Consider the following 22,036-nt stretch of genomic DNA (forward strand, 5'->3'; position numbering starts at 1 on the left):
TTATCAATCGCACTGTGTAGAGAATTTTTCTGTCGCTGAAAGATAAGTAATACTTAACTGACCCAAAAACGTTGCGGCTCTTCACGAAAGTACAAGGATTTGGGACAATTGATACTGTCCAGAAAATATCGCGTAAAGCGGACAGTACTTCCCAGATAAATGAATCCCCAACCCCCAGGACGTAAATCTAACAAGCATTACAGGTCTAGAGAATACCTTACACCAAGTGAAGTGCGATCTCTACTTGATGCCGCACTTAATCGCCCTGCCCGTTATGCCCACCGTGACTACACGCTGATGCTGATGATGTTTCGCCACGGGTTGAGGGTGGGGGAAGCTGTGGGTCAGAGCTGTGGCTTGCGCTGGGATGCGGTGATGTGGGGAGAACGCCAGATTTTTATTACCAGGGAGAAAGGCAGTGACTCTGGGGTGCATCCCCTCAGAGATGAGGAACTGGAATTACTCAAAAAGCTGAGAGAACAGTACCCTGATAGCAAATATATTTTCGTGTCTGAGCGTGGTGAAGTGATGTCCACTGATGCGGTGCGGAAGCTGATGGGGCGGCTGGCGGTACAGGCAGGGCTTGATATCAAAGTTCACTGTCACATGATGCGCCATGCCTGCGGTTATTATTTGGTGAATCAGGGTTACAGCACTAGAGAGATTCAGGATTTTTTAGGACATAGGGATATCAAACATACTGAAAAATACACCAAGCTGAATGCTAGACGGTTTCTAAATTTTGATTGGGGTGATTTGTAAGCTAACGACGTTACAGCATACAAAAGAATGGGCAACATAAGGTTATCTAAATTAGAATCTTTTGATTTTCAATATTTCTAAATAAATAGGAATTGTAGCTATGATTGAAACCAAAATTATTGAGTCCGGTTGGCATAGGAATGGAATTCTGAAAGAACCAAAAATTTCGCTTCAGGGTCTTCGTTTAAACCTTGATTTTGTTTTGCTTCATGAGTGGTATCCACTGGCGGTAGTTGAGGGTAAGGGGGGAGGAACTTTTATTGAATCAACAGCTCTTGAACAGGCTAAACACTATGCGAAAATCATGAACTTACCAATAGCAATAGCCACCACTGATGGCTCAAAATATCTAGGCTTCAACCTTGAAAATGGGTTAACCCAAAGTTGGGAAAAATTTCCAAGTCCTCAAGACCTATGGCAATGCCTGGGTAGAACTTTAGACCCTACAGACCCACGTTTATATCCAGGCTTAGCTAATTTTCGACAGCCTACATTGTTTCAAGCGTTAGCATTAGGACGAGCTTTAGACGCTTTAGTTTCAGGCTTAAAGCGTGGACTTATTTCAATGGCTCAAGGCTCAGGAAGCACTCTTGTAATTATGCAGCTTATTCACAAGCTTATCCAAAGTGGTTTTTATCAGCGCATACTGTATGTAAGTGAACTTAATGCTGATTTGGACTCTTTAGCCAAAGCCCTCAAAGACAACCAAGAAAACTTTTTAATTATTAATCAAAATCAAGAATTGGAATATTCTCATCAAATACACTTAGCTAATATAGATTACTTAATTAAGCTTAATAATCTTATAGACAATTCTAAAGAAAGTACTTATTTTTACGATCTTCTTATTACAAGAAATGCCAAAAGCATAGATAAAATTATTGCTTCTAATGATTATATCCATCAAACCAATATATTAGCTTTTTCCACGCCTTCTAATAGAAAATTAAGCTATTTTCCTGAAAAACCTATATTTGAATATTCATTAGAAGACACGGTTGCTAATATTAGCGTTCCAGAAGGTTTTAGAACTGTTCTTTTGGGAGATATTTCTGAAATAACTTTAGGACTAAGGCCTATTATAAATTCATATACTATAATTGAAGATACAGGTAATTTAAAGCCAGAACAAGCTTATTTGTTAGTTGGTAAGAATATTCTTGATGATGGAACTATAAATTTTAATGAGTCTTCTAGAATCCGTCTTCAAGATTTATCAGAAATTAAACATTTGGAAAGGTATCTAGCTCAAGCTGGAGACATTTTGATGTCTCGTGTTACCAGCCCTATACATAAGAGAGTGGCCATCGTCCCAGATAATATAGAAGGAACCGTAGTTTTTTCTGATAAAGTTATCAGAATTCGTGTTGACCAAACTAAAGCCAAGCCATCGGATATACTTGATTTTCTCAGGTCAGACAGTGGGCAGAATTTAGCTCAACGGTTTGCCTCATCTCTAGCTGGTATGCCGTGGTACTCACCAAGTAGCTTGGCTCAGACACCAATCTTTATTCCAGAAAATGATAGTGCAAATAACGCTGAAAAACTTAGCACTACAGCAGTAGTAATTCGACAAATAAAAGAGGAAATACTACCTTTTCTTGAAACATTAAATGAACCTAGTGAAACAGCCAATGTAGAGAAGATTGATATCGAAGTAATAGCCCAACAACTGCATCAAATAGCTAATATTTTAGTACCATTATCTCTGACTGAAAGGGTAATAAGTAGGTATCCTACACCAATTTCACTTGCTTACAGACGATTCCATGATTCAAAGTTTAATGTTTATGAACAAGTGCAAAGGCTTAGAGATGTATATGAAGCTACAAGTTTTTTTGTCTACAACTTAGTTCTTGCTGATCTTCTTCGACGACTCGACCCAAAAACATTCTTTATTAAAGATAAAAATATTCGCCGAGCGTACAACGGTTATTCAATGGCTACACGGATTGATCTCGTCAAAGAAGTTGCAAATATTGCTAGGCTAAAAAATAATTTAGATATATTTATACCAGAATTAGTTGGTTCACCTTTTCCCCATTATGCTGAACAATTAAAAGACTTACGCAATAGCTTATCTCATACTGCAACGGCAACTGAGAGTAAGCAACGACAGATATTAAGTGATTACCAACCCATAGTAGAAGATTTGTTGTCTGGGCTTGAATTTTTTGAAGACTATAGACTTGTAAGGGTTCCGTCCTTATATCGAAAAGGTGGACAATTTATATACCGGATGGAAGTTTATCAGGGTACAGTACCACATTTAGACGAACAAGCTGCTAATGATGACTCTCCATTAGAAGAATTGATAGAGGCTGAATATAATCATCTTGTAATGCTAAATAATTCTGGTAAAATTCTCGATCTTCATCCCCTGTACCAGCTAGTAGAAAATGAACAGACTCAGTATGAATCGCATATATGTTTCTTCAAGCAGCGTAAGCAGAAGGAACAAAAATTAGAGGGCGAAAGTGTTTTAAATTCAAAAGTTATTGAGCTTGATGGGTTTGATGAGTTTGATAAATTGCAAAGTAATATATTGGAAATACTTACTGAAGAAGAAACTTAGATGTCAAGTAATCTCTAAAATCACGTAACAATTAATCTTATTTGCGCCGTCAAATGTGAAGGTTGTCCAAAGCTTAAACTTTCAAGGATATCATTCAAATTTATAATAAGTTCTTCATGGTTTGCCGTTTTTTGAAGTCAACAATTTTATTTAATTAATAAATAAATAAATATGTTTGCTTTTTTAGTAATCACGGCATTGAAGCAGAACTAGCCTACGATTAGAAAATGCCTAAGAATGTGAAAAAGTGATGAACAACACTACTATTACTGACATTTCTAAAATCTGCGAGCCATGACCTCGTAATACGGGTACATAGCATTGGCTCTCAAGAACTTTGCTACACAAGCATTGCGGCAACTTTAGCTAAGAAATTAGTTACTAAAGTTTCTTAGTTTGGTGTAGTGTTATGAAATCTACAAATATTTCCAACTAAACTGTTTAGTTTATATAGTTAGTGAGTTCTAGCTGGTACAGTACCAGCTAGAACTCACTAACAAACTTGCGGCTCTTATGTTGCCCTATGAAAAGCGATTTAAAATGCCCAGCGTCCCCTGATAACAATTGAATGCTGTTATAACAAGATTAAAGCTGTTCATCAACTAAGAGTAAGAGTCATGAATATCCAACTTAAACCTGAATTAGAACAAATTATTGAAGCACAAATTGCTACAGGTAGATATAGCAATCCTGAAGAAGTAATTAGTAAAGCATTAAAGCTGTTATTAGAATGGGAACAAGGTTATCAACAGTGGGTAGAAGAAACACGACAAAAAGTTGAAGTGGCTATTGAACAGTTGGATAGAGGGGAAGGTATTGAAGGGGAAGTGGTAATTGAAGGATTGCGCTCTAAATTGCGTCAAGCAAGAGAGGCGCAAGGATGAAACAACATATTATCTCTCCAGCAGCAAGCCTTGATTTATCAGAGATTATTGATTATTTTACTGTCAGAAATATTGAAGCTGGAGAGCGGTTTATTGATGAGTTTGAAAAAAAGTGTAAATACTTAGCTAATTTTCCCAATATGGGACGCAGTTATGCCAACATTAAACTTGATTTGAGAGGTGTTCCATTGGATGGGTACATTATTCTTTACCGAATTATAGATAGCGGTATTGAAATTGTGCGTGTAGTTAGCGGTTACCGAAATTTAGAATCTTTATTTGCAGAAGATAATTAAATAAAAAGTCAGAGGAGAAAAGTACCAGTTTCACTCATTTAGGTTATGCTGGCAATCAAACTAGATGCAGAGTACCAGTAATTAAATGAGTCGGGTCATCGCATTCTTCAATCAAGCAGGAGGGGTAGGTAAAACGACCCTGACCATGAACCTGGGCTATCAAGTACTGTTACGGGGTCACAAAGTTCTTCTCATTGACCTCGACCCCCAAGCTTCCCTAACTTCTTTTATGGGTCTTGACCCAGAAAAATTAGACAAAACTCCTTTTGATGCGCTTATAAATGAGGAACCACTATTCATCCAGCCAAAACAACATGGTATGGATATAGCCCCTACTAATATCAACCTCAGCGTTGCTGAAATTCAACTCGTTAATATGGATTTTCGTGAAGTCCGGTTGAAAGAAGCTATTGAGCCAATTCGCAATGACTACGATTTTATCTTTATCGACTGCCCACCCAGTTTAGGGCTGTTAAGCTATAGCAGCCTTGTCGCTGCTTCTCATCTGCTCATTCCCATTGAAACCCACTACAAGGCTTTCCAGGGAACAAATCTACTGTTGCAAACTATCGCCCAAGTTAAAAAAAGAGGAAACCGCAACTTAAAAATAGCTGGTTTCATTCCTTCTCGCTATGCCGCTTCCAACTCCCAAGACCAACGTACCCTCAAAGCAATTTCAGAACAATTCTCAGACATTGCCCCCGTTTACGATCCAATTCCCAGAGCTACAGCTTTTGTAGATGCTTCTGAACAACAAGTACCCTTAGCTGTCTACGAACCCAAGCACCCAATTCTCAAAGTATTAGACAAGATAGCAGAAAAAATGGAGCAATTATAATGGTCAGACCCCGCAAAACAGAGCAACCCTACAAAGCCAAGGCTGACATCAGCGTGTTGATGGGTGAGGAATTGCCCTCGACTGAGCCTTCTATGTTACCAATTGACTCTATCTCTCTACCTGAAAGTCAACCTCGTCGTTACTTCGACCCAGTTAAGACCGAGCAGCTAATTCAATCTATCAAAATTCACGGCATTTTAGAGAACTTACTTGTTCGTCCCCTCCCCAATCAAGAAAATCAGTACGAGTTGGTAGCAGGAGAAAGACGCTACCGAGCAGCTATCGCGGCTGGACTCAAGGAAGTTCCTGTTACTATTCGTGAACTCACAGCTGAACAAGCATTGCAACTTGCTCTGGTAGAAAACCTGCTACGCGAAGACCTCAATCCAGTAGAAGAGACAGAAGGCATACTGCAACTGCTGGCTATCCGGCTTTCTCTGCCAGTAGCCGATGTCCCTAATCTACTTTATCGGATGCAACATGAAGCCAAAGGAAAAGTTGCCCAAAACGTTTTGGGCAATGAACAAGGACAGGCAATAATGGCAGTTTTTGAGGAATTAGGAAAGCTTAGTTGGGAATCTTTTGTCTCTAGTCGTCTGCCACTGCTGAAGTTGCCAGATGAGATTTTATCAGCACTCCGAGCCGGAAAAATTGCTTACACGAAAGCTCAACTGATTGCCAGAGTTAAAGACCAACAACAGAGACAATCATTATTAGAAGAAGTGGTTGCCGCAGATTTGTCTTTACGTGAAATTCGAGAACGAGTTAAGGTACTGCAACCTTCAATAGACTCTGAGTCGCCGCAAGCCACAATTCAAACCATTACCCGTCGTATCACTCAGTCAAAAGTTTGGGAAAATCCCAAAAAATGGAAACAAGTGCAGACACTCTTAAAAAAGCTGGAAACATTAGTTACAGATGAAAAAGATTTAGACCAAACAAATTCTCAATTAGAGTGATTATTCAGAGGCTCGTTGTAAGAGTTATTGTCTTGAATAATTATTAATTTCACCCTATTATCCAATTAAAGGCAAAGTTGCCCAAAACGTTTTGGGCAATGACAAAAGGCAGTAATAATAAAAAAGGATGAGTCTGCTTTGTCACATCTAAACCTAGCCTGATAAGGCAGCCACAAGGCTTTATCAAGCAGTCAACAGTTGACTACTAGGTACAGGATGATATATACCGTCAAGTTCAACCTGCTCCGTGAGGGGATCTACACGTACAACCCTAAAAGGCTGCATCCATTCCAGATAGCCAGGGCAATCAATCCAAGTCACAACAGATCCTGGTTTGATTGTCATGTCGAGAGCTTCACATATAGCTAAGGAAAGCAACTCTAACATATCTCGCCCATAGGTAGTGTTAGCGTAATGTTCACACTTGTTGCGGTAAAGGGATTTGATTTCATCAATATCCTTTGTAGGTTTATTCAGCCCCAGAATTGACCACCAAGGCTGGTAAACTGGATTTGATTTATCACCAAATTCCCTATACATCATCAGAGAGATCCATTCTTTGCTAAAGTGATCGTCTTTATGACTGCACTCAGAACGTAAAAATCGCAGATAAAGCTGTTGATGATAGAGCATCAACTTAGTATCACCCTGGAATATAGCATCCATGCACCAAGAGGAGGGGATTTCGTATCCAAATCGCTTACTGAAAGTTGCATCTAGATCTAGTATTCCTTTTTTTTCCTTCCAGTAGGCATTGTAAAGGTACTTCCGCAGGTACTTGACTTGTTTCTCCTGTTCCGGGCTGAGGATTTCACCAAAAGGTCTGGGTGGTGGGGCAATTTTGATTTTTTTGGGAAATATGTAACCGCAATTGGGACAAACCCCAAGCATTGCGGGAATGAGTTCACGACAATTGGGGCAAGTTTTTAGTTCTATTTCCTCTTCTTCTTTATGAGTTTCTTTTGAGCCTCTGGGACACAAGGGAGTGCTAAAGCGTTTGGTGTGCAATCCCAGGCGTTTAAAATTCTCGGCAAAGTCAAGAAAGTAGCAATCTGACTTACCCTGTGATAACCTTAGTCCCCTACCGCACATTTGCACTAATAAAGCGCGGCTTTTGGTGGGTCTAGCCAGCAGAACAGCTTCAACGGTGGGTTCATCAAAACCCTCACAAAGGACGTTGACTGATATCAGAATATGTGTAATACCATGATGAAATCTTTCAAAGATGGCATCCCGTTCTTTTTCTGGCGTTGCTTCAATGATGCACTCAGCAGTTATGCCACAAGTGCGAAATTTGGCAGTGATATCTAAAGCTTGGTTGACACCAGCGCAAAATACAATCGCTTTGCGTTCAGGGCAAACCTCTTGATAACGCTTAACTACTTCACGGTTGTAAACTGGAGTGCAGACACTTTCCATTGATTTTTGGGTAAAGTCGCCATTGCCGCCAGTGTCCAGCTTCTTAAAATCGATTAGGCCATCATAGCCAAACTGCCTACTGCGTACCAAGTATCCCATGAGTATCAGTTCTTGGGGATAAGGTGCGCGGACGATGGCTTGGAATAGATGACAATATCCTTCTGTGGCTTTGGTGCGCCAAGGAGAGGCAGACAGCCCTACAAAAAAGCACTTAGATAGAGCGAGTATGTTGCCGCCATAGGTGGGTACTACTTTTTCACAATACAACTTGTAAAAAGCTGTTGTATGCACTTCGTCGGCAATGACTAAGCCTATATCCGGTGGCAGTTCTCGGTTCTGTAAAGTCTGTACCATTGCCACTTGTACTAATTTTGAGTAGTCTGGCAGTTCCTGCCACCCAGCCCAAATGACACTCGGCTCAATTCCCTGACTGCGGAGAGTTTTAACTGTCTGCTTGACGAGTTTGGCTCTATGGACAAGGAACAGGACTCGGCGGCCTTTTTTGACTGCATCAACAATCATTTTGGCTGCCAGTACTGTTTTACCGGCTCCTGTGGGTGCATAAAGCAGAACAGCTTTGATGCCTTGGCGAAAAAAGGCGTAAACTTGGGCAATGGCTCCTTTTTGATAGTCCCGCAGTTTAATTGATGCAGATTGAGCAGCACTAATAGGAACTATAGGGGTCGAGGCACATCTGCTGCGTTGATGAATTGGCTCCTCAGTTCGGTTGACTGACACAGTTTTTGAGCTATTGGGTTTTCCGACTTGTAGCGACTGCCTTTCAATAGTGCCAGTTTCAACTACATTGTCAGTTATTGCCTCTAGCTGCATAATTTACACCTGTAATACTTTGTCAAGCTTGGATATTTAAAATGTAGCGTTTTGCTTCATTTCATGGGTCTTAACATTTAAGTCCTTACTGCGTTGAAAGCTTCACATTAATGTAGCGCCATTCTGGAAATACCCATTGTCTTGGGTCAATTTCCTGTTCTGCCTGAGAGTATACTTTCTCCAACTGTGCCGCAGCTACAGTATCACCCTGTTTTTGATACAAATATGCAGCGGTTTTTAAATTCTTCAAACCTGTCTGCTTGAGTTTAGCTCCTACTGGCTCCTTTCGAGCATGATAAAACCAATTAATTAGTTGAATTTTAGCCAAGAGAAAATGTGCTTTGGCAGAATTGGGATTAACTTTTAGCATCTGCTGATAAATAGCGATCGCTTCGTTGTTGCCACTGATATTAGCCTCGGATAGCAGTTCATTCTCGGCTGTTGCCCGAACCATCGGTGAAGATTGGCGTTTACTATCAGTCTGTGACAATAAATGTTCGATTTTGGATTGACGGGAATTGGCATAATTTTTGGGTAGTTCAGTCAACCACCCCACCAACAAACCCAAAATACAAGCTTTGGCTAAAAGACCACGAGAAATAAACATCATTTGCACCCTTTCAATTGTCAAATTGCAGCATCTACAAATCTCGGAGCTTTGGGAGCATAGTCTGTTGGGGTTACTTTGACTTTTGCAGGTTTTGTACCGTCAGCAATTAATAGATATCCCTCCAGGGGTGGTAATGCTTGCAGTTCACTGGGCAAGACGGCAAAGGTTTCTCGGATTTGCTGGTTGACAGAACGTGTTTCACTAAACCAACCGTTACTACTTTTGCCATGAGTCGTTTCTAAGCGTTCCTGTCCACCAATCAATTTGGAGCATAATTCAGCCGTGCTATAGTCTCGACAGTTGAGAATAAGTTTGGTACAACAGCCCTGAAGGATGGTTTGCATTCCGTACTCGCCGTAAATGTTGGCGATCTGTCCTGTAAGTTGAGTACCGAGCATTCCAATACCTGAGAACTTCCGCCCCTCTGCTAACAAGCGTTCTAAACCGACCAGCTTACCCAGTGCTGAGAGTTCGTCAATGCAAATTACGGTTTTGATGTGGTGATTCTCATTGCTTAACAGTCCCCTGAGCATTAATGAAAATGCCATTGTGTACAGGGGTTTAAACAGTTCAGCCTCATTTTCAAATATCGGTAAAAATATCCAGCGCGGGTCATCTTCTCTTCCCCACTGGCTCCAAGAAAAGTCAGATGTAGCTTGATTGTCAGCTAAGATTTTGTAGAATCGCAGGTAGTTAATTGCTGAACTTTTGATGCCTGCGGCTGTGTTCTCTGCTTCTAGGTAAGTGGCACTTAATGTTCCGGTGAGTAAGTCTTTTAAATCTTGCAGAGGTCTTTTGGCTATCATCTCCCAGACTTCAGCGTTGTTATATGTTTGAGCGTACAAATCAGACAACAGACCTTTGGCTGCTTCATTCCAGAATGGGTCTTTGGCATCTGGAGTGGGAGGAATTAAACCTGCGGCTATGGTTTCAAAATCAATGCCTTCGCTGCGGTGGCTCCAGTGAACTGTTCTGCTGTCTCTGGGGTTGTAGATTAGGGTATTGTGATCAGCAAATTTTTCTAGGATTTCGCCTGACCTGTCTAAGCAGATAACGCGGTAGTCTGGACGCTGGCGCATGATGGAGAGCATTTTCAAAATGGCTTGGGTCTTGCCGGAACCGGGGGAACCCAAGAACATAAATGATAATGGTGCTAGGTCGTCTGGGAGTTGAATATCTGCAATCTCTAATTTGGGAAGTAGCGGCGGTGGCGTGTGCTGCTTTCTTTGGTGCAGTTCTTCTTTACGACGCAGTTGTTTCTGTAGTTGCATAGGTGTTTGCAGTTGAGAACCGCGCACAACTCCTGATACTAATCTTTCTGGAATCACGGCCAGGACTAAGCCCAAAAATAGGTTGTAGCTCCAAAAATTCTGCCAGCCTACAAAGGGCGTGAGTAGCAGTTCAATTACGGAGATTCCTAGACCAATTTTCAGTGGCAGTTCTTTACTGGTAGCAATGGACGATACATAAATACCACAGAGCATTAGAGGAAAAACAGGCCCGCTAATTTTAGCTATACCGTAAGCTAAAGCACCAAAGAAGAATGCTATGCCGAGTCCGATTAAAGCTGATGGGTCAGGCTGCTGTTGATTTTGACCAAACATTTGTTATTACCGATTTAAATCTTGATTAATTTGTTTGGATTGTTCTGGTGTTGCAGTTTTCGCCCTGTTGTGTGCGATGCGTTCATCTAAAGTCATCTTTGATGGGTCAACGCGCTCGTGCTGAGATTCTGTATCCCGGCTACTGGGTTGTTGGGGTGTTGGGTTATCGGGGAGATTGTCATGCAAGTTGTTCTCCTGATTCTCAGGTTGTTTACTCCCCTGTTTGGTTTGTTCTGGTTCTGGTGTTGGGGGTGTACTCAAGGAGTCGCGTTGAGCGCGAATTGCTGCAAGTCTTGAATCTAATGTAGGGTGTTGTGAGGTTGGATCTAATTTCGTGAGGCCAAGCCCAAGTCTGCCAAATGCTGCTAAACCTGCTGGGGTGATGTTCCTTCCCTTTTCGCCTAAACCTGGAATCTGCTCTGATGCAGCTTCTAAAAAGTAAGAAGCTGGGAGGTATCCAAATTCTTTGCCCAATCTGGGAGAGTTAGCGTGTTTGTTGAGTTCTTGGGGGTCGGTTCGTTTATCGGTTTCGGGGTCAGGTTTTTGTGGTTGAAGTTGGTTGTTCTGTTGGTTGACCGTTGACTGCTGCTGGATGAGTCGTAATTGCTCAATTGTTAAATCTGGTTCAGACTCTTGTTTTTGGGCAGAGGTGCGTTTTGGTTGAGGATAGTCTGGGCGATCTCTCATGGGAATGCCTCTCAGTTTTGTTGGTGGTTGATTTATCTGCTCAGTCCGCGCCGAATAGTTTTTTGTCTTTGTTTCTCTAAGTCATCTATTGCTAATTCCACTAACTGTTTGAATTCTGCTTGGGTGCGCTGTATTGAACCATTTTTGATGAGGTCTTTGATTTCTTCTGCTGGCTGTTCTTGGTTGATTAAATGACAAATGATTTTTCTATCCCGGTCGTTGGGCGACAGTGCTGTTAGCTTCAGAGTCAGTGATAGCTGTTGATATCTCTGCTGCCAGAGGTTCAGTTCAGGTTGATTTTGGGGTTGATTGTGGGTGTTGCTCGGCTGCTGGTTGGTTTGAACTGCTTGAACTGGTTTTGGTTGTGTAGGTTTGGCTGGAGTTAATAGCAGTGAGATAATGGGTTGGTCGTCGCGTTTTGGTTGGTAGTTAACTCCCTTGTGTTTTTGCAGTCCTGGCCATGTATAAGCTGCTCCCAAATTTGTACCGCTAAATTGCTGACCCTTCCAGGAATAGCTGATACCCTTACTCTTACCGTTGCGTGTTAGACCGTGACGAACTTTCACACCTTCTATTTGCAGTCGTTCGATTAGTTGGGGCATTGTCAGGTGGTCTGCTGTGGCGCGGTCGATAAGTTCTTGAAGCTGTTGTTTGATGGGGCGTTCTTGTTGTGTTGGGCGATCGCCGTTGGTATACTCTCGCTGTTCTCGTTCCAGTCGTCTTTGTTGCCCAATGCTTGGGTTACGGGTTAATTTCTCGTGGCTACCTTGAGTTTGCTGTAAACCATAATCCCGCTCTAGCTGCCGAATGATGCTTTCACTGCGTTTATAATCCCAACTGTCATGTACAATCTTGCCGTTGTCCAAACGAATGCGACTAGCGCAGATATGAATGTGGTCGTGTTGGGTGTTGCTATGTCTGTAAACCACATACTGGTTACTGTCAAAGCCCATTTCTTCAAGGTAACGATGGGCAATTTCGTTCCAGGTTGCATCGTCAAGCCGTTCGTTTGGGGGTAGTGATAGTGATGCGTGGTACACTACTCGGTCAGCTTCAAGGTTTAATTGACGCGAGATTTTGAATTCAACAGCCAGGGCGCGGGCGTTATTGCTGCCCATATTGCCGCCAATGAGTTTTGCTCCTTCTTGAGATTGGAGATAATTGAGCAGTCCGCGAAATCCTCGCCCCTTAGTCTGGTTGCCAATCATCTGTTTCCTCATCCTCCTCTTCGATGAAGGTTTTGGCGATTTCTCGTTGGCAGTGTCGCAGCAGTTCTAGTAGTTCGTTTAATAGTTCTGGATCTGCTGGCGGTGGCAGTTGCATTTTGATGGCAGTGTTGGCGGCTTTGGCCAGTTGGTTGATGTTGTTGCCAATGCGGGAAAGTTCCAGGTAAGTGGCAACGGTAACTCTGCCAAGTCGCGGCGGTGGTGGTGGGATGGGTCGCAATAATACACAACGTCTTGTCAGTTCTGCCAAGCTCATACTCGCGTCTTCTGCCTTTGACCGAACCATCTCATATTCAATTGGACTAAACCGCGCTTGCAGTCTTTTGGTGCGGATGAGTGACGACGAAGAACGCTTGGTCATAATCTCAAATCAGACAATGTGTGATTTTTGGCGCGGGGTTTCCAAAGGGGTTGCGTCCCCTTTGGCAAGCCTGCCGAGTCGAGCGCAGCGAGACAAACCGGAGGTTTAGGCATGGCTTGCTCCTAGCCCAGGCACGGGGGGTGTACCAGAGAACTCGGCAAACATGGACTGGGGGAAAAACGAGTGATATGGTGCTACATCCAGACTGTTCGTTTTTGAATTATTTCAAGTGCTGTGGAGTTTTTTAGTAGTAAAAGGTTTTTGAAGTTCTTTTATTTTTACTTGTTAACTCTTCGTGAGTTATTATTGCACGTCTCTAGTTTTTGTATTCGGGTTAGTTACGTTAATAAGTATTACTATTTCTTTAAACTTTGTGTAGCAAGTTGCTTGACCTATCTTTAGATAGATGTGTGCTTTGATTATTAAGTTTTAAACATATCAAAAGTCTACTTTTACTTCGGTGACTAAAGATAAGGTTCCTAAATCTAAAATTCCTGAAGCTATTGATGCTCTGAGGGCTTTGGGAGGTAAGGAATTAGATGACATCCCAGCAAGAGAGGCTATTAGAAAAATGCGCCGTCAAATTGAGCGGGTGCTACGTCTTGGCTATTCTTATGAGGATGTCTCTAAAACTTTGGCGGGTTTAGATATCCATATTGGTGCTGAACGAATTCGCTATTTACTAGGCGATATTCGCCGCTCTACTCGCAAGAATTCATCTGCTAAAAATTCATCATCAAATTTATCTATGGATGATTCTGTCTCGATTGAAAATTCTGATAGTTCTTTTAGGAATGGTCAGTCTCAAAAACGGCAGAAGTCATCATCAAAATTATCCAATTCTGTTTCTATCAATTCTCAAGCTACTACCACTACTAAAAATTCGGATGAAGTTAAGGTGGGTGAGTATCCAAATCGCTCTCGCCCTGCTTTTGTGCCTCAATTGATATCAGATGAGGATTTATAAATGGCTGTTCAATCAAAATCATCTGCTGATTCTGTTCAAGAAATACCGAATGATCAGCCCAAGACTATTAGGCGACTTGTGCTAGTAACTGGTGATAAGGGCGGGACGGGTAAAAGTGTAGTAGCCAGGATTTTACTAGATATTTATCGTCACAGAAATATTAAGTGTATTGCTTACGAATGTGACAAATCAAATCCTCAGCTTTATCGCCATTACAATAAGGTGTATCCAGGGGTGGAAACTCTCAAACTTAATCAGCGCGGTGGTGCTGATGCTTTACAGGATGATTTGAAACGTTATTCTCCTCAAGTTTCTCTGGTGGATTTACCTGCTGGGGCTGCTGAATATTTTGAGTCGGTGGCTAAGGATATTTTTCTGTTTCAGAATGCCCAGCGTTTGGGTTATCGCATTACTATGGTTTCGGTTTTGGGTCGGGTGAAGGATAGTGTTTTGCAGTTAAAACGGCTTGTGGATTTCTGTGGCGACCGTGTTGATTATGTGGTTGTGAAAAATCTTTACTGGGGTGATGAACACAAATTCACCCGTTACAACAATTCTAAGGTGAAACAATCTGTGGAAGCTTTGGGGGCTGTTGAACTGTTATTACCTGAGTTATATGACGATATTTTTGATTTGATTGACTCGAAGGATCTGACTTTTCGGGAAGCCCTAGAACATGAGGATTTTAGTTTGAGTAATCAGTCGAGAATTTATGGCTGGATTGATACGGTTGAAACTGAGTTGAATCGGGCTGCTGTGCAATTAGGGTTAGAGTAATGGCAAGCACTAATGGTAAGGGTAATGGCGCAAATGGCGCAGTATCTCATTTAGATAGGCTACTGTCAGAAAAACCACCAGAATTTCAAGCGAAAGTGCTGCGGTTTGCGCTTGATTCTGGCATGAAACAGGATGACCCGGCTTTTCGACTGGTGCAGTACATTGGCTATCTGGCACAGCTGACCGAAACTGCTCCAAATGATTGGAGGTTATTGTTTGAAAATCTACAGGCGGAATTGAACGAATGGACTCAACTGACGGCGGAGCAATTGAAGGCGGAGGCCGACCACACGGAGAATATCAAAAATTTAGCGACGAGTTGCAATCAGCTAGGGATAGCGTTGAACGCATTAAATCTAACGTCTCAGCAACAACTGGAATTATTGCAGAACTTAATCAAACTCTACGGCAGCTTGAGCAATCCTTCCCCAACCCCAACCGAGAAGTTAATCGCACCACTACGAGAAGAATTGAAAGAAGTCAAGGCGATGATCTCTCTCATGAGCCAAAAAGACGTGGTGGATTCAGACGTTAAAGATTGGTGTAGAGCAATTGTTATCTGGCTTTTTTCTCCGATTACATTTTTTATTCTGTTTACGTTTTATTCACATCTTTTTCCTCTCAGTCTGCCTTATGAGGCTACGCAGTCTTTAGAGCAGATTTTGGAGCAGACTGGTTGGACTAATACTAAGCTGCAACGGGTTGAAAGACGTTTGGGGACTGATCCGAACTCTAGACGACGGTAAAAAATCGCTATTGAAAACCTGATTTTAAAACTTGATCTGCATTACACGTATTTAGGATTATCTCATAACATAAGCCTGATACTGTTGTTCAGTTCAGTAATATCAATGGTTTTAAAAGACAATGGGGTTCACTGTTCTTACGCTGTCGCAGCTAGATCAACAAGCAAGATAAAAAACTTTGATTAGTGAAACTCTTTCAAAATTACGAAAAATAGTATGCTCAGTTTGTATTAAGGATTGAACGTTAGCAAAATTATCACAAATCATAAATAACGTGAAAAAAATCTTAATGTTATCAGCCAATCCCAAGGATACAAGCCCTTTGCGCTTGGGGGAAGAGGTGCGTAAAATTCAGGAAGCACTGAAACTAGCTAAACATCAAGATCAATTTGAAATTGCCACTTCTTGGGCGGTACGAGTAGAAGATTTGCGGCGTGCGCTATTAGATCACAAGCCTCACATAGTTCATTTTTCCGGACATGGAGCCGGAACAGAGGGTTTAGGATTTGAGGACAATTCTGGGATAACGCAATTGGTAAGTAGCAATGCTCTTGCAAGCATATTTGAGTTGTTTCGTGGAACAGTTGAGTGTGTCTTACTTAACGCCTGCTATAGCGAAATTCAAGCGCAAGCAATCCACCAACACGTTGATTATGTAATTGGTATGAATCGACCAATTGGGGATGTTGCTGCAATTGAGTTTGCTGCTGGTTTTTATGATGCTTTAGGTGCTGGAGAAAGCTACAACTACGCTTTTAGCATGGGGTGTGCTTCTATTCAGCTAAAGGGTAGTTTTGAATACTCAACTCCTGTGCTGAAGTCCAGACCATCTTCGCTTTCTGTTTTTGCTAAAAAAACTATAAAAGCTGATGCTATGTCAGAAAAAGAATTACAACAAAAACCTAATAGGGGAATTTCTTTCAACATTAGCGGCGGTAAAATAGGCAGTGGAATACAGGCAGCACAAGGTAACAAAAATGTGCAAACTATGACTAACTACACTGCTGCTGAAGAACAGCCCAATATAGCAGAAACTGCAAAAGAAATCCAAAAACTTTTACAACAACTAGAGCAAGCTAATCCGACTATAACCACAGTCGAAAAAATGAATGTGGTTGCTAAGGCTGTTGATAAAATTGAAAAAAATACTTGGTTTAAAGCTCGTATAATTGGAGCGATAAAATCTGCGGGTACTGAAGCTTTTAAAGAATTAATTGACCATCCTCTAGTTAATATTTTTATTGCATCCATAGAAGGTTGGCAGCAAGCTGAATAACCTTTTTTGTTATTATATGACTTTAGGAAAAAATAGCATTAAAAATAAAGAGTAGTTGATTGAATGCTAATTGAAACAAAATCCATTTGGTTTTAACAATATAAGCTGATGAGTAAGCCTTTACCTAGCGATGATAATCAATTACCCACATCTGAACCTAGTATTCAGATGCAGATAGAGAACACATCTTTAGATGGTGGAATTCAGACTTTAATTGGTAATAATAATATTCAGTTTCAAGGTGATAGTAATATTGTCACTTTCAACAAAACAGAAATTCTACAAATTTCTGTTGAGGAGATAAAAACCCGTAAATTTATAAAAACTTCACCTTATAAAGGCTTAAAGAAATTCGAGCCAGCAGACAAAGACTTGTTTTTTGGGCGTGACCAATTTTTAACAGGTTTAGTATATGAATTAGAAAAGTCCAACCTGATTTTGCTTTTGGGAGCTAGTGGGAGTGGCAAATCATCAGTAGTGCGTGCAGGTTTAATTCCTTGGCTTTCACAAAAATGGGGATCACAATTAGTTAATCTGACGTTTACTCCAGATATTGACCCGTTTGAATCTTTCTATGCCAGCTTACTTAATAAATATAAACAAACCGAAGCTAAAATTGCTCGTGAAGCGAAAGCTGATACGCTGACTCAAGTAGTGGAAAGGCTAAAGCAACCTGATGACTATTGGTTTATCTTGATTGATCAGTTTGAGGAATTATTTACTACCAGTCTTGCTGACAAGCGCGAGCAGTTTATCAAAAGCTTGGTGAAATTGAATAAAACTAAACAAAATTCCGTCAAAATTATGGGGACAATGCGAGCTGATTTTCTCGACAGGTTAAGCCCCTATGCCCAGCTAGTAAAAGCTACTGATAAGCATCGTCCATTAATTGCAGAAATGCAATTAGATGAGTTGAGATTAGCAATTGAACAACCTGCGGCACATCACGGTGTAGTGTTTGAAACTGGATTAGTAGAGGAAATTATTAAAGATATCCAGAGGCAAGCAGGTTATTTACCTTTATTGCAATATACCCTGAATTTGTTGTGGGAGGATGAAGTTAGAACTGACAGTATCAATGATCGCACTTTAAATACAAGTACTTATCGGCAGTTAGGCGGTGTCCGAGGTGCACTGCAAAAACATATAGATTATATTTATGACACCTTACCCGAAGTAGAAAAGCTAGCAACTCGGAAAATTTTCCTGAAACTGGTTGATATTGGAGAGAATTCTGAAATTGGTAGTGAATGGAAACCAGTTCGTAGAAGGGCAGTGCGAGCTGAATTTAATGATGAACTTGAGCAAACTGTGTTGGCGAAGTTGATTAATGAGAATTTACTGGTAAGTGACCGCCAACCACAATCTCAAGAATCTACAATAGAAATTGCCCATGAAATCCTGCTCACCTCTTGGACAACTCTCAATACTTGGATTGAGGAGAATCGTCAGGCTATATCATTGCGTAACCGTCTTAATGATGATGTAGCAAACTGGCAAGCAAAGAAAGCTGAAGATGAACTGTGGAGTGGGTCAAAGTTACAGAAAGTTTTGGAACTCAGAAAAGACCAAACTTTTAATCAAGTTCTGGGTGGATTTAGTGATGTAGCAAACCAATTTATTGATGCTAGTGTGGGGTTGCGCGAGCGACAACAACGTAGAGCCATTATTGGACTTACTAGTTTTTCTACTTTTACACTCCTATTGGCAGGGTTTGCAGCTTATCAGTGGCAAAATGCAGAACGAGGTCGAATCGAACCTGCCGCCATAGCAGCAAAAAATCTGTTATCAAATTATCCTTTAGAAGCGACGGTGAATGTGATTAGTCTTGTAGGACAAAGCCGCTCACCCTTGCTCAATTTTCCTAATCAATTATTTCCGCAATCAATCAAAGATGGCTTGTTTAGTGCAGTTGAGATTAGCCGAGAAAAAAATCTCCTCAAAAGTCATCAAGGTTATGTAAATTCTGTAGCAATAAGCAGTGATGGGCAAACCATCGTCAGTGGAGGTAATGATGGCACTATCAGCATATGGAACCGCAATGGTCAGCCTATAGGTACACCTTTTAAAGGTGATCAAGGTTCTATAAGGTCTGTAGCAATAAGCAGTGATGGACAAACCATCGTCAGTGGGGGTAATGATGGCACTGTCAGGGTGTGGAACCGCAACGGTCAGCCCCTAGGTACACCTTTTAAAGGTCACACACATAACGTAATTTCTGTAGCAATAAGCAGTGATGGACAAACAATAGTCAGTGGGAGTCATGATGCTACTGTTAGGATATGGAACCGCTACGGTCAGCTTCTAAGTCAACCTCTTAAAAGTTTTGAGGGTGGGCAAATTGTTATACCTTTGCCTAGGTCTTCTACTAATTTATTTTCTGTAAATGAAGTAGCAATAAGCAGTGATGGACAAACAATCCTTGCGGGGAATTCAGATGGCACTGTCAAAATGTGGAACCGCTACGGTCAGCCTCTGGGTAGAGCTTTTCAAACCTATCAAGGTACTATAAAATCTATAGTAGAAAGATCTGTAAGGTCTATAGCAATAAGTACAGATGGGCAAACAATAGTTAGTGGGAGTAATAATGGCACTATTAGTATATGGAAGCGCAATGGACAGCCGCTAGGTAAACCTTTTAAAGCTCATCAAAGTTACGTATCTTCTGTAGCAATAAGTACAGATGGGCAGACAATAATCAGTGTTAGTACTGATGGCATTATCAAGATGTGGAACCGCAAGGGTGAGTTGATAGGTACACCTTTAAAAGGTCATCAAAATTCCGTAAATTCTGTAGCAATAAGCAGTGATGGGCAGACAATCCTCAGTGCAAGTAATGATGGTACTGTCAGAATATGGGATCGTAAGGGTCAAACCTTGAGCGAACCTTTTCAAGGTCATACAGACTCCGTAGAATCTGTAGCGATAAGCAGTGATGGTCAAACCATCGTCAGTGGAAGTAAGGATGAAACTGTCAGAATATGGAACCGCAAAGGTCAAATCATAAATAAACCTTTTGAAAGTGATTCATATTCCGTGTATTCCGTAGCAATAAGCAGTGATGGGCAAACAATCCTCAGTGGGGGTTCAGATGACAATGTTAAGATGTGGAACCGCAAGGGTGAGTTGATAGGTACACCATTGAAAGCCGATCAAAGTTATGTAAGGTCTGTAACAATAAGCAGTGATGGTCAAACAATCGTCAGTGGGGGTTATGATGGCACTATCGTCAAAATTTGGAACCGTAAGGGTGAGTTGATAGGTGCACCTTTGAAGCCCGATCAATCTTACAATGATTCCGATAAAATCGTTAATGCTGATCAACGCTCTAATAGTAATAATTACGTAGCAATAAGCGCAGATGGGCAAACCATCGTCAGTGGGGGTTCAGATGACAATGTTAGGATCTGGAACCGCAAAGGTCAGTCTCTAGGCACACCTTTTGAAGGTCATCAAGGTTCTGTAAATTCTGTAGCAATAAGCGCAGATGGGCAAACCATCGTCAGTGGGAGTTCAGATGGCACTGTCAGGATCTGGAACCGCAAAGGTCAGCCTATAGGTACACCTTTTACAGCTGACCAAGGGAAGATATTATCTGTAGCAACAAGTACAGATGGGCAAACCATCGTCAGTGGGGGTTATGATGGTACTGTCAGGATGTGGAACCGCTACGGTCAGCCTGTAGGTACACCTTTTAAAGGTCATCAAGGTTCTGTAAATTCTGTAGCAATAAGCGCAGATGGGCAAACCATCGTTAGTGGGGGTAATGATGGCACTGTCAGGATATGGGATATTAAATTAGATAGTTGGTTGAAAGTAGCCTGTGAGCGACTAGCAAATCATCCAGTTTTCAAGAATCCTGTCAGTGTCGATGAAAAAGAAGCGAAGAAAACTTGTAAGCCATACCTCCGTTAATATAGCAAGATAAATTTACACCAAATTTATTGGGTCTTTTCCACTGACTACTTGTATTTCATACAGATCCAACCGGGCAACAGCGATGCACAACTGAAGCTCCCAAAAGTCTTTCAGAGCCTACCTTTCAAGTTGCAATTAAGAAATCAGCAACACCACATTGCTTAAACCTGTAGCTCCTTTAGCCCAAGAGATTTGGGTAACGTTTCAGTGAAACTACCCTGAGAAAAAACATATTATGCACAAAGGCTTGCTTTCAGAACCTCCTGTATAGTACATTTGTTCTGTTCATTTGGTTCTGATTTCCCCACAGATTTTGTGGGGTTTTTATTGACCTTTTGCACGTTAGTCCTCGTTTTTCGGCAAAAATCTCTATTCTCATAAATTCTCTATCCTGTGGTCATGTTTTCTTGGATTTAGATGCTGTGCCATCTCCGACTCAGACGGGTTAGCTGCCAGCTATTACTACACTTACCATTGTCAAATCAGTGACTAAGGTTTCTTACATCGACAAGGCGATCGCACAGCTACAGAATTTCTGACGCTCAGTATCAGGTGTCGAATTGGGGCTTGAGTTGCTTAACAGCAGAGCGTTCAGAAGGAGTCAACTGTTTCCAAACCGCAGATTTAAATTCTTTAGTCCAGACTGATGCTAGTTCCTCAATCATCTCCCACGACTGATCCGCAATGCACTCTTTAATCAGTTCCACATTACCTATAAGTTTCTCTGCTTCATTTGCAAATAGGGGTTTAACAGATTTAGAAGATTTTGGCTTTTCACAGGGTTGACTATTGGCTGATTGCTCTGACGCAGCCACATCATCTTGTGGACAAGCTGGGGCTACATCATCGCTCGGCTGCTGGCATGATTCTGTTGTCAATAAGCTCTCTGGCATAGCAATAAGCTCCGATGGCACAGCAATATCCACACCAGTTGAATCGGCTGGAGAGCTTGCTGGCACTTCATCGCACACCGACCACACCAATTTCTCCCCCTCTACTCCATGATCACAATCAACATTGGGATTGATATCTGATTTTGACCCCTCATTTTCATCCCCTAAATCAGTCCCATCAACATTGAGATTGATATCTGATTTTGGTTGTTGATCTAGATCGGTTTTTTGTTGACTCTCATCATTTTTTTCATCCGACCCCCCGTCACTGGTGTGGGTGGTGTGGAAGTCTTGATTTATATAGCTTTGTTGATGTGGAATGGGTGTGGAATCTGATGTGGAATTTTCACTTATTGCTATGGGTGTGCCAGTTATTGACATTGGCACATTATGAATAGGGTGTGGGG

The 22,036-nt window shown here is 41.4% G+C and carries 17 protein-coding genes and 1 pseudogene; 11 read left to right on the forward strand and 7 right to left on the reverse strand.

Going from position 1 to position 22,036, the window contains the following annotated elements:
• Positions 1–159: 159 nt before the first annotated feature.
• The 6 genes from IQ244_RS30180 (at position 160) to IQ244_RS30205 (ending at position 6,314) form a co-directional block, all read left to right on the forward strand.
• Positions 160–762 (forward strand): tyrosine-type recombinase/integrase, encoded by a 603-nt coding sequence (locus IQ244_RS30180; protein ID WP_193900365.1) that lies wholly within the window; start codon positions 160–162, stop codon positions 760–762.
• Between the two features lie 100 nt (positions 763–862).
• Positions 863–3,337 carry a DEAD/DEAH box helicase family protein gene (locus tag IQ244_RS30185; protein ID WP_193900366.1) on the forward strand — a complete coding sequence of 825 codons (2,475 nt, stop codon included), beginning with the start codon at positions 863–865 and terminating at the stop codon, positions 3,335–3,337.
• A 617-nt stretch (positions 3,338–3,954) separates the two neighbouring features.
• Positions 3,955–4,221 carry a ribbon-helix-helix domain-containing protein gene (locus IQ244_RS30190; protein WP_193900367.1) on the forward strand — a complete coding sequence of 89 codons (267 nt, stop codon included), beginning with the start codon at positions 3,955–3,957 and terminating at the stop codon, positions 4,219–4,221.
• Positions 4,218–4,517 carry a type II toxin-antitoxin system RelE/ParE family toxin gene (locus tag IQ244_RS30195; protein ID WP_193900368.1) on the forward strand — a complete coding sequence of 100 codons (300 nt, stop codon included), beginning with the start codon at positions 4,218–4,220 and terminating at the stop codon, positions 4,515–4,517. Before IQ244_RS30190 ends, IQ244_RS30195 begins: the two co-directional genes overlap by 4 nt.
• Before the next feature lie 85 nt (positions 4,518–4,602).
• Positions 4,603–5,355, forward strand: coding sequence for a ParA family protein (locus IQ244_RS30200; RefSeq protein WP_193900369.1), 753 nt, complete (start codon positions 4,603–4,605; stop codon positions 5,353–5,355).
• Positions 5,355–6,314, forward strand: a complete 960-nt coding sequence (locus IQ244_RS30205; protein WP_193900370.1) for a ParB/RepB/Spo0J family partition protein — start codon at positions 5,355–5,357, stop codon at positions 6,312–6,314. Before IQ244_RS30200 ends, IQ244_RS30205 begins: the two co-directional genes overlap by 1 nt.
• Before the next feature lie 183 nt (positions 6,315–6,497).
• On the opposite strand, the gene IQ244_RS30210 is transcribed toward IQ244_RS30205, so the two are convergent.
• The 6 genes from IQ244_RS30210 to IQ244_RS30235 form a co-directional block, all read right to left on the reverse strand.
• On the reverse strand, positions 6,498–8,564 hold the full coding sequence (locus IQ244_RS30210; RefSeq protein WP_193900371.1) for a DEAD/DEAH box helicase: 2,067 nt from the start codon (positions 8,562–8,564) through the stop codon (positions 6,498–6,500).
• Positions 8,565–8,649: 85 nt separating this feature from the next.
• Positions 8,650–9,174, reverse strand: coding sequence for a hypothetical protein (locus IQ244_RS30215; RefSeq protein ID WP_193900372.1), 525 nt, complete (start codon positions 9,172–9,174; stop codon positions 8,650–8,652).
• A 17-nt stretch (positions 9,175–9,191) separates the two neighbouring features.
• Positions 9,192–10,778: a type IV secretion system DNA-binding domain-containing protein gene (locus tag IQ244_RS30220; RefSeq protein ID WP_228059243.1), complete on the reverse strand. Its 1,587-nt coding sequence runs from the start codon at positions 10,776–10,778 to the stop codon at positions 9,192–9,194.
• A 6-nt stretch (positions 10,779–10,784) separates the two neighbouring features.
• The gene (locus tag IQ244_RS30225; protein WP_193900373.1) at positions 10,785–11,465 is read right to left on the reverse strand and encodes a hypothetical protein; all 681 of its coding nucleotides are present in this window, start codon (positions 11,463–11,465) and stop codon (positions 10,785–10,787) included.
• A gap of 32 nt (positions 11,466–11,497) precedes the next feature.
• The gene (locus IQ244_RS30230) at positions 11,498–12,673 is read right to left on the reverse strand and encodes a relaxase/mobilization nuclease domain-containing protein (protein WP_193900374.1); all 1,176 of its coding nucleotides are present in this window, start codon (positions 12,671–12,673) and stop codon (positions 11,498–11,500) included.
• On the reverse strand, positions 12,654–13,052 hold the full coding sequence (locus IQ244_RS30235) for a MobC family plasmid mobilization relaxosome protein (RefSeq protein ID WP_193900375.1): 399 nt from the start codon (positions 13,050–13,052) through the stop codon (positions 12,654–12,656). The genes IQ244_RS30230 and IQ244_RS30235 overlap by 20 nt, the downstream gene beginning before the upstream one ends.
• 460 nt (positions 13,053–13,512) lie before the next feature.
• Between IQ244_RS30235 and IQ244_RS30240 the strand changes: the two genes are divergently transcribed.
• From IQ244_RS30240 to IQ244_RS30260, 5 genes are all read left to right on the forward strand, one after another.
• Positions 13,513–14,019, forward strand: a complete 507-nt coding sequence (locus tag IQ244_RS30240; RefSeq protein WP_193900376.1) for a hypothetical protein — start codon at positions 13,513–13,515, stop codon at positions 14,017–14,019.
• On the forward strand, positions 14,020–14,796 hold the full coding sequence (locus IQ244_RS30245) for a hypothetical protein (protein WP_228059244.1): 777 nt from the start codon (positions 14,020–14,022) through the stop codon (positions 14,794–14,796).
• Positions 14,796–15,542 carry a DUF6753 family protein gene (locus IQ244_RS30250; protein WP_193900377.1) on the forward strand — a complete coding sequence of 249 codons (747 nt, stop codon included), beginning with the start codon at positions 14,796–14,798 and terminating at the stop codon, positions 15,540–15,542. Before IQ244_RS30245 ends, IQ244_RS30250 begins: the two co-directional genes overlap by 1 nt.
• A gap of 289 nt (positions 15,543–15,831) precedes the next feature.
• Complete coding sequence (locus IQ244_RS30255) at positions 15,832–16,818, forward strand: CHAT domain-containing protein (protein ID WP_228059245.1); 987 nt, start codon at positions 15,832–15,834, stop codon at positions 16,816–16,818.
• Positions 16,819–16,926: 108 nt separating this feature from the next.
• Positions 16,927–20,733 (forward strand): NACHT and WD repeat domain-containing protein, encoded by a 3,807-nt coding sequence (locus IQ244_RS30260; protein ID WP_193900379.1) that lies wholly within the window; start codon positions 16,927–16,929, stop codon positions 20,731–20,733.
• Between the two features lie 551 nt (positions 20,734–21,284).
• Here IQ244_RS30260 and IQ244_RS30265 read toward each other — a convergent pair.
• A pseudogene (locus tag IQ244_RS30265) lies at positions 21,285–22,036 on the reverse strand (hypothetical protein); the annotation flags it as partial.

It is taken from the genome of Nostoc sp. LEGE 06077 (genome assembly GCF_015207705.1).
Taxonomy (GTDB): domain Bacteria; phylum Cyanobacteriota; class Cyanobacteriia; order Cyanobacteriales; family Nostocaceae; genus Nostoc_B.